Here is a 15,499-nt window from a genome sequence, read left to right as displayed (position 1 = left end):
GGTCCCCACGCTGTACACCCCCTTCATCAAGGAATCCCGCCATGCAGATGGACAACATCCCCTTCAACACCACCGACTGGGCCGCCGTGGCGCCCACCGAGCATTCGGCCGAGGCCGGCCAGGCGTTCTGGCGCACGCAGAACTTCGGCAACATCCGCGTGCGCACGGTGGAGTACACGCCCGGCTATGTCTCCGACCACTGGTGCACCAAGGGCCATGTGCTGCTGTGCCTGGAAGGGGAGCTGGAGACCGAACTGGCGGACGGCCGCCGCTTCACTCTGACACCCGGCATGAGCTACCAGGTGGCGGACAACGCCGAGCCGCACCGCTCGCGCTCGCCCAAGGGCGCCAGGCTCTTCGTGGTGGACTGAACCTGCAGGCACGATCGGCACGGCAGCGCGCTGCAGGTCTGCGACAGGTTCGCGCCGGCGCGGGCGAGAGCTGCGCAAACGTGCCGTCATTGAGTGGCGTACGGCACGGGTTGCCAGGGTGCCCATGCCGGGGGGGGGGGAATGCCTGACGGACGGCTCTCCAGGTACACAGTCATCGGCCATCAACTCAGCGGCGAAGTAGGCATTGCCGATGGCGACAGCCCCTGTGGCCGGGCTTGTGCACAATGAAGAGCTTTCGCCCAGCCTCTTCACGCGATGCAGCAAGAACCCGACTTCCTCCACAACCTGAACCAGGAATTCCGGGACGGCAGGCGCTGGCTGGACCGCACCATCGTGCTGGCCTATGCCGCCGCCGCCGGGCTGTGCGTGGTGGCCTTCACGCTGATGGCGGACGCGGGCTTCGAATTCTTCGAGAGCATCTACCACTGGCAGGGCGGCTGGGCCGTTCTGCTGTGGATGCCTGCCGTCACGGCGGGCGCCGTGTGGCTCACGCGGCGCTGGGCGCCGGGCGCGGCGGGGTCGGGCATTCCGCAGGTGATCGCCACGCTGGACCCGGCGCTGGACCCCGCGCAGCGCGGGCGCTTCGTGTCGCTGTGGCTGTCCTTCGCCAAGATGGTCCTGGCCAGCGCGGGCTTTGCGGCGGGGCTGTCGATCGGGCGCGAGGGGCCTTCGGTGCAGGTGGCGGCCGGTGTCATGCACCATGCGCGGCGCTGGTTCGGCCCGCATTCGGGCATCAGCCACCATGCGCTGCTGGTGGCCGGCGGCGCGGCCGGCATTGCGGCGGCCTTCAACGCGCCGCTGGCGGGCGTGGTCTTCGCCATCGAGGAGCTGTCGCGCAAGCTGGAGTCGCGCTCCAGCGGCCTGATCATCGCGGCCATCGTGCTGGCCGGCCTGATGGGCGTGTCGGCCTTCGGCAATCTCAGTTATTTCGGGCGCATCCAGGTGCCCCACCTGACCTGGGACGCGCTGCTGCCGGGCCTGTGCGTGACCCTGGCCTGCGGCGTGCTGGGAGGCCTGTTCGCCAAGCTGCTGGCCGCCTCGCTGACCCGCGCGCCCGAGCGGCTCAACCAGCTGCGCGCGCGCTTTCCCATCCGCTTCGCGGCGGCGGTCGCGCTGGTGATCGCCGTCATCGGCATGGTCACGGGCGGCGCCACCTTCGGCGCGGGCTCGGAAGCCGTCAAGCACATGCTGGCGGGCCAGGCTGACGTGCCTTCGTTCTACGTCACCCTGAAGTTCATCGCCACCTGGCTGTCGGCCTGGGTGGGCGTGCCGGGCGGCATCTTCGCGCCGTCGCTGTCCATTGGCGCGGGCGTGGGCCACAACGTGGCCGGCCTCATGGGCGCAGACATCGCGCCCGCCCTCATCGCCATGGGCATGGCCGCCTTCCTGGCCGCCGTGACGCAGGCGCCGCTGACGGCCTTCATCATCGTCATGGAGATGGTGGACGGCCACTCCATGGTGCTCAGCCTCATGGCCGCTGCCATGCTGGCCAGCCTGGTCTCGCGCATGCTGGCCCGGCCGCTGTACGAGACGCTGGCCCAGCACATGCTGAGCATGGTGGTCGCACCTGCTCCTGCTCCTGCGTCGGCACCCGCACCGGTGCCCGAGCAGGCCTCTCCCCCGAAGGACCAGGACAAGCCCGCAGGCGCCTGAAGCGGGCGCGCTTGGCTGACAGCCAATGGCGAATGCCGATGGCCTGGGTGTGCTGCACGCCACGCCATGCTCCCTTCCTGAGTCCGGACGCAAACCCAAGGAAAGGAACGCGCCATGTGGGAGGAAGTGGCCAACACCCTGGTCGAGGAATTTTCCAGCCTGCCCGATGCGGCCGAGGTCACGCGCGTCATGGTGCGCCTGCTGCTGGCGGCGCTGCTGGGCGGCATCGTCGGCTACGAGCGCGAGCACAAGGGCAAGGCCGCAGGCCTGCGCACCCACATGCTGGTGGCCATGGGCGCGGCGCTGTTCGTTCTGGTGCCCGAGCGCGGCGGCATGGACATTGCCGACATGAGCCGCGTGATCCAGGGCGTGGTGGCCGGCGTAGGCTTCCTGGGCGCGGGCGCCATCATCAAGCGCCACTCAGAGGAACAGGTACAGGGCCTGACCACGGCCGCCGGCATCTGGATGACGGCCGCCATCGGCGTGGCCTGCGGCCTGGGGCGCGAAGCCATCGCGCTGCTGGCCACGCTGCTGGCCATCGTCATCCTCGTGATGCTGCCGCATGTGGTCAGTGCGCCGCCGCCGCAGGCGGACGCGGAGCCGGATACCAAGCCGCGGGAGACCTGAGGGCGGGCTGCGGCTCAGGCGTGCGGCGGTTAGCGGGATGGTGGGGACTTCGCCTGTGCCAGCAAACTGTCCCAATCGCCAGGAGGGTGCCCGTTGGCGAGCATTTTTCGGAACACCCTGTAGGCATCGTCGCTGCCCTCATAGGCTCGCTTGGTGTCCTCATCGTTGACCCAGGCGAACACGATGATTTTGCTGGGGGCGTGAAAGCGGAAGAACAGGCGGTACTGCTGGAAGAACCTGGCCCGAAACCAGTGCTTGTGCTCCTCGCCCAGGGTATGGCCCTGGCGGTAGTCTGGCCGCGTGGGATCCTGCGGGATGACATCGAATGCCAGCTTGCGGATCGCCGCCAATCGCTTGGTCGCGTTCTTGCGTGTGTACCCGCCAGGGTCCTTGGTTTTCAGACCCTCCACTTCGTGGCTCAACGCCTGCAGCTGGGCCAGGAAAAGCGGGTGCATGAATACCGTCCAGCCGTGGATGCGCAAGGGGGCGGGCGGTATGGCGCTCATTCGTCGTCTGCCGAAAGCGGTGCATCCAGATCGACCTCGATGCCTTCGGTCAGCGCCTGGATCTGCTGCGCCAGACGGGCATCCATGGTCTGCAGGCGCTCGGGGTGGGCTGCCATGTCCTGGGCCAGAAAGCCGAGAAACTGGCCCAGCACGGGATCGGCATCCTCGGCGGAGTCGGCGCGACTGAGCACGACCTCCCCGCCGGGCAGGATGGTGTAGTGGATTCTGTCGCGCTTGCTCAGGTGCAATGCGCGGCGAACGGCTTCGGGAATGGTGGTCTGGTAGCGGTCAGTGAGCGTGGATTCGGCTTCAAGTGTCGAAAACATGATGGCATCTCCTGATAGGCTGCCATGCATGGTAATGCAGGTGCATTACCATGCCCGGGCGAAAGGTTCCTTCCCGGAAAGCACGCGCCTCGCGCCTCAGAAATCCACACTCGCACTCAGCGAGAACGTGCGCGGACCGCCCACCGTCAGGTAGCCCGAACCCGGGTAGCCGCCCACGGAGGCCCAGTAGTTGCGGTCCGTCGCGTTGTCCACGCGCAGGCGCAGCGTGAGCAGCTTGCCCTGCACTTCGGTCATGTAGCGCACGCCCAGGTCCAGGCGGTTCCATCCGGCCACGCGCAGGGTGTTGACATCGTTGGCGTAGCTGGCGCCGGTGCGCACCAGGCGGCCGTCCAGCGCCAGGCCGTTGATGCCCGGCACATCCCACTCCACGCCCGCCGTGGCCTGGAAGCGCGGCACGCCGATGACGCGCTTGCCGTCGGTGGTGGCGCGGCCCGTGCTTTGCTGCCTGGCGTCCAGCCAGGTGGCGCCGCCCAGCAGGCGCAGGCCGCGCATGGGTTCGCCGAAGACGTTGAATTCCACGCCCTGGTGACGGTCCTTGCCGGCCGAGGTGAACAGGTTGCCGTCGATCAGCGAGCGCGGCTTGTCGGTGGAGAAGAAGGCCAGGCCGCCGCCCAGCTTGCCGCCGTCGTACTTGACGCCCACTTCCTTTTGCTTGGTGACGTAGGGCGACATCTGCTGGCCCGCGTTGGCGATGATGGTGTCGCCCGACTTGGCCGGCGCCGTGTCGCCCTGGGCCAGTCCCTCGATGTAGTTGCCGTACAGCGATACCTGGGGCGTGAGCTTGAACACCGCGCCCAGCACCGGGCTGGTACGGCTCTGGTCGTAGGCCGTGCGCACGCCGCCCTGGCTGGTGACCGCGCCGTTGCTGACGATGCGATAGCTCACCGAATCGGTCTCTATGGTCTGGCGGCGCACGCCGGCCGTCACCAGCATGCGGCCGTCCATCAGCGACAGCGTGTCGCCCAAGGCAAAGCTGTTCAGGCGCGTGCCCCGGTTGTAGGCGGGGTTGGACAGGTCGTTGCCCAGGTAGTTGAGCGGCGTGATCGCGTAGTAGCGCGGGTCGTAGAGATTGGTGGCCAGCGTGTTGCTGCCCCCGCCGGTGCTCATGCCGTAGGCGTTGTAGACCTTGAGGTCGAAGGCCGAGTAGCTGGCCACGATCTCATGGCCCACGCTGCCCGTGTTCAGGCGTGCGCGCACGCCCAGCTCGCCTGTGCTCACGCGGTCCTTGCGCGCGTTGTCGAAGCGGCTGGTGGTGGCCGCGCCATTGCCGGCCGCCGCCAGCGTGATGTTGGCCAGCGAGTTGTTCTCGGAGCTGCGGCGCAGGCCGTAGGCGGCCCAGGCCGTCACGTTGCTGTTGATGTCCCATTCGCCGCGCAGCGTGCCGAACAGGTCGCGCTCGTCTGAATAGGTCCAGGGCTGGGCCCAGTTGGAGGAAGCATCGGGCGCCGCAGGAATGGCGGCCAGCCCTGCGCCCGGCGTGACATTGGTGCGCGTGCGCTTGAGGCGGTTGTCCTGCCAGCCGATGTCGCCCGACAGGCGCACATTGCGGCTGCGCCAGTCCATGCCCACGGACAACAGATCGAGCTTGGAGCTTTCCTGGTCGATGGCGGTATCGCCGCCCCGGTGCGCGGCATTGAGGCGGATGCCCGTGGCCTGGTCGGGGCCGAAGCGCCGGCTCACGTCGGCCGCCACAAAGGCCTGGCCGCCGCTGGCAATGCCTGCCGTCACGCGCGACAGCGGATCGCTGCCCGCGCGCTTGGGCAGCAGGTTGATGTTGCCGCCCAGGCCACCGCCATTGGGGCTGGCGCCCATCAGAAAAGCCGATGCGCCGCGCAGCAGCTCCACGCGCTCGAACAGCTCGGTGGCGATGTACTGGCGCGGCAGCAGGGCGTACAGGCCGTTGTAGGCCACGTCGTCCGAGCCCAGCACGAAGCCGCGCACGAAGTAGGACTCCTGGAAATTGCCGAAGCCGCGCGCCACGCGCACGGAAGGATCGTTCTGCAGCACATCGCCCACGCTCTTGGCCTGGCGGTCCTGGATCAGCTCGCTGGTGTAGCTGGTGATGGAGAACGGCGTCTCCATGTTGTCGCGCGTGCCCAGAATCCCGGCCCGCCCGCCGCGCGCCACCTGGCCACCCGCGTAGGGCTTGGACAGGCCTTCAGCCGACGCATCGGCGCTGGCCTCCACGGTGACGGTGCCCAGCTCGGGTGCGGCCGTTGCCGTGGAAGGGGCGGGCTGGGCCCATGCGGCGCCAGCAGACAAAAGAAGGGCCAGGGCCCCGGCGATCGGGGTCAGCGTGTGGAGGGGGGAGTGCATGGAGAAAACGGGATGAGAATGCGGGATGAGAATGATTCCCAATAATTTTATCGATGCGACTCCCCCGTATGGAGCTTGTAGGGAGATGTGTCTGTTTGTGCCCACACTCCTCCTGGCCCGCCTTCACGCCTGTCCAAGCAGCTCCCACGAGCAGACCTGCGCCTCATCCTCCCCCTGCACGAACGCAACCCGCATGCCCAGCGCCTTGCCCATGCCCTGCACGGCCAGGCGCAGGGCGGCGGGCACGGCGCGGTCGCCCGTGATGACGACCATGCCCCGGCACAGCTGGCGCATGCGCTCGCGGTTGCGCTTGAAGAACAGGGCGCGCTGCTTGCGTTCTTCGTGGCTTTCCTCGGGGTGGTCGCCGGGCAGGTGGTCGGTGAGCAGCACGAAGTGCCGGCCCTGGTCGAGCAGGGATTCGATCTGGGCTTCGGCCGATGCGTCATTGCCGTTGCCTGCGTCTGCAGGTGCCTGCGCTTCGGGTTCGCGCAGGTAGACCAGGGGAAAGCGGGAGGTATCGATCAGCATGTCATGGTTCCTGGGGAAAAGCAGGGCATCAGTACAGGTCGTGCCTGACCGCATGGGCGTAGTGGGCGTTGGCCTGTTCCTGTTGCGCGGCATCCATGGCGGGCGCCGTGGCGTCGGCCAACTGCGTGAGGGCGGCCATCATCTGGCCCACGGTGGGCAGGGCGGAGCGGTCCAGCTGGCTTGACGGGTTCCAGAGGCCGGAGCGGTGGATGGCCTTGCCGCAGTGCAGCAGCACCTCGTCGACCAGGACCACGGTGGCGGTCTTGGGCGTGCCCCGGCCTTCGCTCAGCTCCTGCAGTAGATGGGGGTCGGTGGAGATGCGGCCGCGCCCGTTGATGCGCAGGAAGATGTCCAGCCCCGGGAACAGGAAGAGCATGGCCAGGCGGTCATCGGCCTGCAGGTTGCGCAGGGATTCGATGCGGTTGTTGCCGGGCCAGTCGGCAAAGGCCACGGTGCGCTCGTCCAGCACCTGCACAAAGCCGGGCGGCCCGCCGCGCGGCGAGGCGTCCAGGCCGCGTTCGCCGGCCGTGGCCAGGCAAAAGAAGCTGGCCTGGCGCAGATAGGCCTCGTGGAAGTCGGACAGGCGGTCGCGCACGGCCTTCTGGATTCTTTCTGCCGGGGCGGCGTAGAGCGAATCCAGGTCGATGGCCGGGCCTGGCGGGTCTGCAAGGGCGGTGTTGTCTGTGTGCATGGCACAAGCGTAAGAACAAAGGCGTTGGCGGCTGTAGACTGGATCAGCCAACAAATAGCTCGAAGACGCCATGCCCGATGCCATTCTTGAACTGGTCAGCCATGTGAACCGTGCCGATGGCCCCGTGCTGATCGCGGCCGTGGGCAACCAGGACGAGGAGCTGGCCTCCGAGCCGCACCGCCACGCGCGCGGCCAGCTGTTCGGCTCGCTGCGCGGGCTGCTGTCGGTGGGCGTGGAAGACGCGGTCTGGGTGGTGCCCGCCATCCATGCCGTGTGGCTGCCGCCGCACCAGCTGCATTCGGGCCGCTCCCATGGTCCCTTCCACGGCTGGAGCGTCTACGTGGCGGAGCCGGCCTGCGCCGACCTGCCGCAGCGGCCCTGCGCCATCCGCACCTCGGGCCTGCTGCGCGAGGCCGTGCTGCGCGCCGCCGGCTGGGGATGGCAGCAAGGCGTGCCCACAACGCAGCCCGTGCAACCAGGCCCTTCGGCGGACCAGGCCCGCGCCCATGTGATGGCGGTGATCCTGGACGAGATCCGCACCCTGCCCGTGGAGCCCCTGGGCCTGCCCCTGCCCGCCGACCCGCGCCTGCAGCGCATCGCCCGCGCACTGATCGCCGACCCGGCCGATGCCCGCGACCTGGAGGCCTGGGCGCGCTGGGCCGCGGTCAGCTCGCGCACGCTGAGCCGGCGCTTTGTGTCGGAGACGGGCTTCAGCTTCACCGCCTGGCGCCAGCGCGCGCGGCTGATGCGCTCGCTGGAGATGCTGGCCGCCGGCGCGCCTGTAACGAACATCGCGCTGGACCTGGGCTACGCCACGGCCAGCGCCTTCATCGGCTTGTTCCGGCGCACGTTCGGGGAGACGCCTGCGGCGTACCGGGGGAGGTTGGGGGCGAGTGCAAGCTGAGGCGGGGTCGGCGACTGGATTGCCACATGAAAGTAGGATCACTCACTTGCCTACAGGGAGCCTCCCATGCAGACCACTCAGCAAATGAGCATCACCTTGCCCAATGACATCGCCGATGCGGTCAGGGCCAAAGTCAGGGCCGGTGAGTACGCCAGCGAAAGCGAGGTGATCTGCGCGGGGTTGAAAGCGCTGATGGACAAGGATCGCGGCCTGGATAGCTGGCTGCACCTGGAGGTAGGCCCTGCTTATGACGCCTTGAGGGCTGATCCCTCCAGCACCGTCACCCTCGGCCAGTTGCGGGAGCGTCTGGCTGCCGAGCGCAGCGGCGGCAACGGCGCGTGACGCTGCCCGCGTCGCTCCTGGGTGACTTCGCCTACAACCGCTGCAACTGCGCATTCAGATACGCATCGCGCGAGGGCAGCAGGTGCTCGGCGCACAGGCGCACCAGGGCGTCGCGGTCCTGGGCGTGCAGGGCTTCGATCATCTGCCAGTGTTCCTGGCGTGCGCGCTCGCGGTAGTCGGCCGAGACCAGGGAGGCGAAGCGGATGGGGTGGGTCTGGCGCGCGTATTCGGTGATGGCCTTGTGCAGCGTGTCGTTGCCCGCCAGCGCAAACAGTTCCTGGTGAAAGGCCAGGTTGATGCGGAACACCAGGCGCGCGTTGCCTTCGGCCACGGCGGCGTCGTGCTGCTGCTGGATGGCGGTCAGGCGGTCCAGGCTTTCGGGGGGAACGGGCAGGGGGATCTTGCGCGCGGCCTCCACTTCGAGCATGCCGCGCAGCTCGTACAGCTCCTGCACTTCCTGGGTGGAGAAGGAGCGCACCAGGGCGCCCACGTTCTTGCGGCGCTCGATGAGGCCCATGCGGTCCAGCGCGGCCAGGGCCTCGCGGGCCACATGGCGCTTGACGTCGAAGCGGGCCATGAGGTCGTCCTCCACCAGGCGCTCGCGCGGGTGCAGCCGGCCGAAGACCACGTCCTCTTCCAGCGCGGCCACCATGGCGCCCAGGGCGTCCGGTGCCGGCGCGGGTTCTGCATCCAGGGAAATCGGCAATGGGGCGGCAACGACCATCAAGACAAGCGGTTGGGACAAAGACGCCATTTTGTCCGAATTGACCGCCTGCGCCGACTATTCACGCGGGCCGGGAATGGTGCCGCGTTCGGTGGCGCAGCGCAGGAAGTCGAAGTCCACGCCCTGGTCGGCCTGGTTCACGGTGGTGAGGAAGAGCTTGCGGTAGCCGCGCTCGGCCGTGGGCACGGCCACCGGCTGCTCGCGGGCGCGGCGGGCCAGTTCCTCGTCGCCGACCTGCAGCGTCAGCTCGCGGCGCGCCACCGATAGCGTGATGCGGTCGCCATTCCTCACATGGGCCAGCGGCCCTCCCACGGCCGATTCGGGCGTGACGTGCAGCACGATGGTGCCGAAGGCCGTGCCGCTCATGCGCCCGTCGGAGATGCGCACGATGTCCTTGACGCCGGCCCGCGCCAGCTTGCGCGGGATGGGGATGTAGCCGGCCTCGGGCATGCCGGGCGCGCCCTTGGGGCCGATGTTCTTGAGCACGAGGATGTCGTCGGCCGTCACGTCCAGGTCGTCGCTGTCGATGCGGTGGGCCAGGTCGGCCGCGTTCTCGAAGACCACGGCGCGGCCTTCGTGCTCCATGAGCCTGGGATGGGCGGCCGACTGCTTGATGATGGCGCCGTCCGGCGCCAGGTTGCCCTGCAGCACGGCGATGCCGCCCTGCGGGTAGATGGGGTTGGAGCGCGGGCGCACCACGTCCTGCGCAAAGCCGGGGCCGGCGCGATCGATCTCTTCGCCCAGCGTGCGGCCGGTGACGGTGAGGGCGTCCAGGTTCAGCAGGGGCTTGAGCTCGCGCAGCAGCGTGGCCATGCCGCCCGCGTGGTGGAAGTCCTCCATGTAGTGATCGCCCGAGGGCTTGAGGTCCAGCAGCACGGGCGTGTCGCGGCCCATGCGGTCCAGGGCCTTGAGGTCGATGTCATAGCCCATGCGCCCCGCAATGGCGGCCAGGTGGACGATGCCGTTGGTGGAGCCGCCGATGGCCAGCAGCACGCGCATGGCGTTTTCGAAGGCGGCGGGCGTGAGGATTTTGTCGATGGTCAGGCGCTCGCGCGCCATGCGCACGGCCTCGGTGCCGGTCTGCTCGGCAATGCGGATGCGGTCGGCCGTGACGGCGGGGGGCGAGGCGCCGCCGGGCACGGTCATGCCCAGCGCCTCGGCAATGCAGGCCATGGTGCTGGCCGTGCCCATGACCGAGCAGGTACCCACGCTGGCCACCAGCTGGTTGTTCACATCGGCGATCTCTTCGGCGTCGATCTCTTCGGCGCGGAACTTGCCCCAGTAGCGGCGGCAGTCCGTGCAGGCGCCCACGCGCTCGCTGCGGTGCGAGCCGGTGAGCATCGACCCGGTGATCAGCTGGATGGCCGGAATGCCCGCCGAGGCCGCTCCCATCAACTGGGCCGGCACCGTCTTGTCGCAGCCGCCGATGAGCACGATGGCGTCCATGGGCTGGGCGCGGATCATCTCCTCGGTGTCCATGGACATGAGGTTGCGCAGGTACATGCTGGTCGGCGCCGAGAAGCTTTCGTGCACCGAGATGGTGGGGAAGTCCATGGGCAGGCCGCCCGCCATGAGGATGCCGCGCTTGACTGCCTCGATGAGCTGGGGCGCATTGCCGTGGCAGGGGTTGTAGCTGCTGCCCGTGTTGGTGATGCCTATGACGGGCCGCTGCAGCGCCGAGTCCGTGTAGCCCGCGCCCTTGATGAAGGCCTTGCGCAGGAACAGCGAAAAGCCGCGGTCGCCGTAGTTGGTCAGGCCCTTGGAGATGCCCGTGGCCGCATCGGCGGGGGCGATGTCATGGCCTGGAGCGCCATCGGGAGTCTTGGGGTCGGTCATGGGTGGGGTGCTTTGCAGAGGGTCTTGGCGGGGTCGGAAGGCAGGCGCTGCCTTGTCGTGGGGCAGGATAGCGGCGGATGCCACGGATTATTATCGTCGTTATCACCTATATTATTAATAATCTATCTGGCCAACCATGCAGCCGTGCCCGGAGTGCGTGCCGGGCATGTTTTTCCGACACAAGACAAAAGGAGGAGACACCCATGGTTGTTGCTGCATCCCGCATCCGTCGCATTCATGCGCCCAACCGGCGCGCCGCCCTGGCTGCGGCGCTGCTGGCCGCGCTGGCGCTGGGCCCAGGCCTGGCCACGCCCGCGCTGGCCGACGGCGCCTATCCGGCCCGGCCCATCAAGCTGGTCGTTCCGTACACGCCCGGGGGCGCCACCGACGTGATCGGCCGCGTGGTGGGGCAAAGGCTCTCGCTGGCGCTGGGCCAGCCCGTGGTGGTGGAGAACCGGGCCGGCGCGGCCGGCAACCTGGGCGCCGCAGCCGTGGCCAAGGAAAGGCCCGATGGCTATACGCTGCTGCTGGGCGCGCTGACCAGCCATTCCATCAACAGCGTGCTCATGCCTGCCACGGCGGGCTTCACCATGGACAAGAGCTTCGCGCCCATAGCCGTGGTGGGCCGCGTGCCGCTGGTGATCACCGTGGGGCCGTCGGTGACGTCGGCCAATCTGGCGGAGTTCATCGCGCTGGCCAAAGCGAAGCCGGGCGGGCTGAACTACGGCTCCTCGGGCAATGGCTCACCCCAGCATCTGGCGGCCGAGCTGTTCAAGCGGCAGGCCGGCGTGCCGCTGACGCATGTGCCCTACAAGGGCAGCACGCCCGCGCTCAACGATTTGATGGGCGGCCAGGTGGATGTGGTGTTCGACACCCTGCCCGCCACGCAGGGCTTCATCAAGGGCGGGCGGCTGCGCGGCCTGGCCGTGACCACGGCGCAGCGCGTGCCCTCCATTGCCGACATTCCCACCACGGCCGAGGCCGGGCTGTCGGGCTTCGAGGTGACGTCGATGTTCGGCCTGCTGGCGCCTGCGGGCACGCCCGCGCCCATCGTCGCCCGGCTCAGCGGCGCGCTCAAGGAGGTGATGGGGCAGCAGGAAGTGAAGGACGCCCTGGTCGCACAGGGCGCCATGCCCACGTTCACCACGCCTGCCGAGGCGCGAGCCCAGATCGCCGAGGAGGTGGCGCGCTGGTCCGCCGTGATCCGGCAGGCGGGCATACAGCCGGATTGAGGCTGCGCCTCAGCGTCGCCGGGCCCGCGTTTCCGGCAGAAAGGCCGTTGCCAGCCCCAGCAGCGGCAGGTAGGCCACCAGGCGGTACACCCAGACGATGCCGTGGGTGTCGGCCAGGTTGCCCATGCCGGCGGCCCCCAGGCCGCCGATGCCGAACATGAGGCCAAACATCAGCCCCGAGACCAGGCCCACGCGGCCGGGCACGGCCTCCTGCGCATAGACCACCAGCGCCGCAAAGGCCGAGGACATGACCAGGCCGATGACGATGGACAGCACGGCCGTCCAGAACAGGTCGGCATGCGGCAGCAGCAGCGCAAACGGCGCCACGCCCAGGAAGGACACCCAGATCACGGCCTTGCGCCCTATGCGGTCGCCCACCGGGCCGCCCGCGAAGGTGCCCGCCGCCACGGCCGCCAGGAAGGCGAACAGGTACAGCTGCGACTGCTGCACGGGCAGGGCAAAACGCTCGATCAGATAGAAGGTGAAGTAGTTGGCAAAGGCCGCGATGTAGACGAACTTGGCGAACATCAGCACGCAGATCACGGTCACCGCGCGGATGACCTGCGAGCGGTTCAGCGCCGTCAGCGCATGCTGGCCGGCCGCCACCACCTTGGCCGGCGCATGGTGCAGGCGCCAGTGCGTGATGCGCAGCAGCACCCAGATGGCCAGCAGCGCCACCAGCATGAACCAGGCGATCGCATGCTGGCCAAACGGAATGACGATGGCCGCCACCATCAGCGGGCCGATGGCCGAGCCCGTGTTGCCGCCCACCTGGAAGGTCGATTGCGCCGTGCCGAAGCGCCCGCCCGAGGCCAGCCGCGCCACGCGCGAGGCCTCGGGGTGGAAGGTGGACGAGCCCACGCCGATCAGCGACGCGGCGGCCAGCAGCATGGGGTAGCTGGTGGACAGGGCCAGCAGGCCCACGCCCACCAGCGTCACCACCATGCCCAGCGGCAGCAGGTAGGGCTTGGGATGCTTGTCGGTGTACAGGCCGATCCAGGGCTGCAGCAGCGAGGCCGTGACCTGGTAGACCAGGGAGATCCAGCCGATCTGCGCGAAGCTCAGCGAGAACTCCGTCTTGAGCATGGGATAGACGGCCGGCAGCACGGCCTGGATCAGGTCGTTGAGCAGGTGGGCAAAGGCGGCGGCGCCGACGATGCGCAGCAAAAAGCCCTGCGCGGCATGGCTGGGTGCTGGATGGGCGTGCGTTGCAGGCGCGCCCAGCTCGCCCGGGGCGCCAAGAGTGGTGGTGTTGCTTGTCATGGAGGAAAGGGCCCCGCAGGGCGGCACGGTCAGGGTCCGGCGTTGACGAAGGTCAATGGGCCGTGGGACCGAAGATAGGCGTTTGGTGCCCGTCTGTCTCTCTCTATACTGACTTCAATTGTCGAGATCGGGACAGAGAGCCGCATAGAACCGCACAGGACGGGAAGCCCCATGGCCGCAGAACTGCCGCGCATATACCTCAAGTACCACCAGACCGGGCGCCCCATGGCTGCCATGGAGGCCAACTGGGCGCATGGCACCAGCACGGGCTGGCACTCCCACCCGCGCGGCCAGCTGCTGTATGCGATCGAAGGCGTGATGTCGGTGCAGCTGCATTCCGGCTCCTGGCTGGTGCCGCCCAACCGGGGGCTGTGGATAGAGGCCGACGCCGAGCACGATGTGCGCATGTCGGGCGACGTGAAGATGCGCACGGCCTACATCGACGCCTCGGCCTTTGCGGACCTGCCCGCGCGCACCTGCGTGGTCAATGTGTCGCCCCTGTTGCGCGAGCTGGTGGTGGCCGCCGTCGGCGTGCCGCTGGACTATGCCGAAGGCAGCCGCGACGAGCGCCTGATGCACCTGCTGGTCGATGAACTGCGCGCCGCCGAGGTCCTGCCCCTGCACCTGCCCCTGTCCGCCGATGCGCGGCTGCGCCAGGTCTGCGAGGCCCTGATGCGCGAGCCTGCCGACACCGCCACCGCCGAACACTGGGCGCAGCGCCTGGGCGTGAGCGCCAAGACGCTGCAGCGCCTGTTCGTGAAGGAAACCGGCATGCCCTTCGCCCAGTGGCGCGAGCAGGCGCGGCTGATGTTCGCGCTGGGCCGCATTGCGGCGGGCGAGCGCATCATCGACATCGCCCTCGATTGCGGCTACGCCAGCCAGAGCGCGTTCACGGCCATGTTCAAAAGGCATTTCGGAGTGCCGCCTTCGGGCTTCCAGCGCTGAGGCACGACCGGACCAAGGTCGGGCCGCGCGGACTTGATGCAGATCCAGATATCGATTGCGGCACAAGCATATGCCCAAAGATTCGTTCCCCCGCGCCTGCATCGTGGCGATACTGGCCGGCCGCATTCCCTCCACTGCCTTGCCTGTACCACCGTGCTACCCGACCCAGTCCCCGACAGCGCGGCCGAAGCGCAGGTCGATCGCGTCATCGACGGCCTGCTCAACGGCCTGCAATGGCGCGCCAGCGTGTTCCATGTGGGGCAGTACTGCGGGCGCTGGCGGGCCTCCACGGCGGGGCGCGCGCGGGCCAGCTTTCACCTGATCCTGGACGGGCGCTGCTGGCTGCACCTGCCGGGCCAGCCCTCGGTGGAGCTGCAGCCGCGCGACGGCGTGTTCCTCTCGCGCGACGTGCCGCATTTCATCTCGCCCTATGCCGACCCGGACATGGCCTGCGCTCCGCAGGCCATGCGCCCCGCCACTGGCGGTGCCGGCATCGGAGAGACGGCGCTGGCCTGCGGCTTCTTCACCTTCGAGGGGCCCATGCGCGGCCTGCTGGTCGATGCCTTCCCCGACCATCTGGTGCTGCGCGGCGACGACCATGCGATGAGCGGCGCCTCCATGCTGTTCGACCTGATGCGCGCCGAGGCGCTGCGCACGGGCACCGAGCCCTCGGCCGTGATGGACCGGCTGGTGGGCCTGCTGTTCTTCTACGGCCTGCGCCAGCTCGCGCATGGCGATGCGCGGGCGCGCGGCATCTGGAGCCTGCTGCGCCGGCCGGGCTTTGCGCCGCTGGTGGCCGAGCTGCTGCGCGAGCCGGCCCGCAACTGGAGCGTGGCCGACATGGCCGCGCGCGTGTGCCTGTCGCGCGCCACGTTCTTTCGGCAGTTCGCCGAGGCCTGCGGCCAGCCGCCCCAGCAATTCCTGCTGCTGCTGCGCATGCAGCTGGCCGCGCGCCGGCTGGCCCAGGGCGAGGCGATAGGCCAGGTGGCCGAGGCCGTGGGCTACGAGTCCTACGCGGCTTTCTCGCGCGCCTTCAAGCGCGTGATGGGCGAGCAGCCCGGCGCCTGGCAGCGCGCGCAGGCACGCTGCTGCTGAGCCGCCATCCGGGCCCGCCGCATCTGCCTGCGGGTTGACACGTTCGGGCATAAATCCGCGACGCGGCGGCATTGATGGCAAGGGGGGCGCGGCCGATC

Annotated in this window: 16 protein-coding genes; 8 read left to right on the top strand and 8 right to left on the bottom strand. The window is 68.8% G+C overall.

Features of this window, described 5'->3' with window-relative positions; genetic code table 11:
• The first annotated feature begins 41 nt into the window (after positions 1 to 41).
• From ACF8ML_RS05035 to ACF8ML_RS05025, 3 genes are all read left to right on the top strand, one after another.
• Positions 42 to 371 (top strand): DHCW motif cupin fold protein, encoded by a 330-nt coding sequence (locus tag ACF8ML_RS05035; protein ID WP_013800515.1) that lies wholly within the window; start codon positions 42 to 44, stop codon positions 369 to 371.
• 276 nt (positions 372 to 647) lie between these two features.
• Positions 648 to 2,045 carry a chloride channel protein gene (locus ACF8ML_RS05030; protein WP_392406511.1) on the top strand — a complete coding sequence of 466 codons (1,398 nt, stop codon included), beginning with the start codon at positions 648 to 650 and terminating at the stop codon, positions 2,043 to 2,045.
• A gap of 114 nt (positions 2,046 to 2,159) precedes the next feature.
• Positions 2,160 to 2,672: an MgtC/SapB family protein gene (locus tag ACF8ML_RS05025; protein ID WP_047327876.1), complete on the top strand. Its 513-nt coding sequence runs from the start codon at positions 2,160 to 2,162 to the stop codon at positions 2,670 to 2,672.
• A 29-nt stretch (positions 2,673 to 2,701) separates the two neighbouring features.
• On the opposite strand, the gene ACF8ML_RS05020 is transcribed toward ACF8ML_RS05025, so the two are convergent.
• From ACF8ML_RS05020 to ACF8ML_RS05000, 5 genes are all read right to left on the bottom strand, one after another.
• On the bottom strand, positions 2,702 to 3,178 hold the full coding sequence (locus tag ACF8ML_RS05020) for a type II toxin-antitoxin system YhaV family toxin (RefSeq protein ID WP_392406509.1): 477 nt from the start codon (positions 3,176 to 3,178) through the stop codon (positions 2,702 to 2,704).
• On the bottom strand, positions 3,175 to 3,504 hold the full coding sequence (locus ACF8ML_RS05015; protein WP_016452695.1) for a type II toxin-antitoxin system PrlF family antitoxin: 330 nt from the start codon (positions 3,502 to 3,504) through the stop codon (positions 3,175 to 3,177). The genes ACF8ML_RS05020 and ACF8ML_RS05015 overlap by 4 nt, the downstream gene beginning before the upstream one ends.
• 96 nt (positions 3,505 to 3,600) lie before the next feature.
• Positions 3,601 to 5,841 carry a TonB-dependent receptor gene (locus tag ACF8ML_RS05010; RefSeq protein WP_392406507.1) on the bottom strand — a complete coding sequence of 747 codons (2,241 nt, stop codon included), beginning with the start codon at positions 5,839 to 5,841 and terminating at the stop codon, positions 3,601 to 3,603.
• A 123-nt stretch (positions 5,842 to 5,964) separates the two neighbouring features.
• Positions 5,965 to 6,369 carry a hypothetical protein gene (locus ACF8ML_RS05005; protein WP_202758849.1) on the bottom strand — a complete coding sequence of 135 codons (405 nt, stop codon included), beginning with the start codon at positions 6,367 to 6,369 and terminating at the stop codon, positions 5,965 to 5,967.
• 28 nt (positions 6,370 to 6,397) lie between these two features.
• Positions 6,398 to 7,060 carry an MSMEG_1061 family FMN-dependent PPOX-type flavoprotein gene (locus ACF8ML_RS05000; protein WP_047327872.1) on the bottom strand — a complete coding sequence of 221 codons (663 nt, stop codon included), beginning with the start codon at positions 7,058 to 7,060 and terminating at the stop codon, positions 6,398 to 6,400.
• Between the two features lie 70 nt (positions 7,061 to 7,130).
• Here ACF8ML_RS05000 and ACF8ML_RS04995 point away from each other — a divergent pair, with 70 nt between their 5' ends.
• Complete coding sequence (locus tag ACF8ML_RS04995) at positions 7,131 to 7,964, top strand: helix-turn-helix domain-containing protein (protein ID WP_016448379.1); 834 nt, start codon at positions 7,131 to 7,133, stop codon at positions 7,962 to 7,964.
• Between the two features lie 66 nt (positions 7,965 to 8,030).
• A complete protein-coding gene (locus ACF8ML_RS04990) occupies positions 8,031 to 8,306 on the top strand; it encodes a type II toxin-antitoxin system ParD family antitoxin (protein WP_047327871.1) in 276 nt (91 codons plus the stop codon).
• 31 nt (positions 8,307 to 8,337) lie between these two features.
• Here the strand turns inward: ACF8ML_RS04990 and ACF8ML_RS04985 are convergent, their stop codons facing one another.
• A complete protein-coding gene (locus tag ACF8ML_RS04985; protein WP_047327870.1) occupies positions 8,338 to 9,030 on the bottom strand; it encodes a GntR family transcriptional regulator in 693 nt (230 codons plus the stop codon).
• A 57-nt stretch (positions 9,031 to 9,087) separates the two neighbouring features.
• Positions 9,088 to 10,866 (bottom strand): IlvD/Edd family dehydratase, encoded by a 1,779-nt coding sequence (locus ACF8ML_RS04980; RefSeq protein ID WP_392406504.1) that lies wholly within the window; start codon positions 10,864 to 10,866, stop codon positions 9,088 to 9,090.
• Positions 10,867 to 11,069: 203 nt separating this feature from the next.
• Between ACF8ML_RS04980 and ACF8ML_RS04975 the strand changes: the two genes are divergently transcribed.
• On the top strand, positions 11,070 to 12,098 hold the full coding sequence (locus ACF8ML_RS04975) for a tripartite tricarboxylate transporter substrate binding protein (protein ID WP_047219188.1): 1,029 nt from the start codon (positions 11,070 to 11,072) through the stop codon (positions 12,096 to 12,098).
• 9 nt (positions 12,099 to 12,107) lie between these two features.
• Here ACF8ML_RS04975 and ACF8ML_RS04970 read toward each other — a convergent pair whose 3' ends face one another.
• The gene (locus tag ACF8ML_RS04970) at positions 12,108 to 13,361 is read right to left on the bottom strand and encodes an MFS transporter (protein ID WP_047219189.1); all 1,254 of its coding nucleotides are present in this window, start codon (positions 13,359 to 13,361) and stop codon (positions 12,108 to 12,110) included.
• A 171-nt stretch (positions 13,362 to 13,532) separates the two neighbouring features.
• Here ACF8ML_RS04970 and ACF8ML_RS04965 point away from each other — a divergent pair, with 171 nt between their 5' ends.
• Both ACF8ML_RS04965 and ACF8ML_RS04960 read left to right on the top strand, forming a co-directional pair.
• The gene (locus ACF8ML_RS04965; RefSeq protein ID WP_013800531.1) at positions 13,533 to 14,306 is read left to right on the top strand and encodes a helix-turn-helix domain-containing protein; all 774 of its coding nucleotides are present in this window, start codon (positions 13,533 to 13,535) and stop codon (positions 14,304 to 14,306) included.
• Positions 14,307 to 14,459: 153 nt separating this feature from the next.
• Positions 14,460 to 15,401: an AraC family transcriptional regulator gene (locus ACF8ML_RS04960; protein WP_392406501.1), complete on the top strand. Its 942-nt coding sequence runs from the start codon at positions 14,460 to 14,462 to the stop codon at positions 15,399 to 15,401.
• Positions 15,402 to 15,499: the final 98 nt, after the last annotated feature.

The organism is Delftia sp. WSY_10 (genome assembly GCF_043104705.1).
Classification (GTDB): domain Bacteria; phylum Pseudomonadota; class Gammaproteobacteria; order Burkholderiales; family Burkholderiaceae_C; genus Comamonas; species Comamonas tsuruhatensis.
The sequence above is the reverse complement of the archived record's forward strand: the minus strand, read 5'-3'. Positions and strand labels throughout refer to the sequence as shown.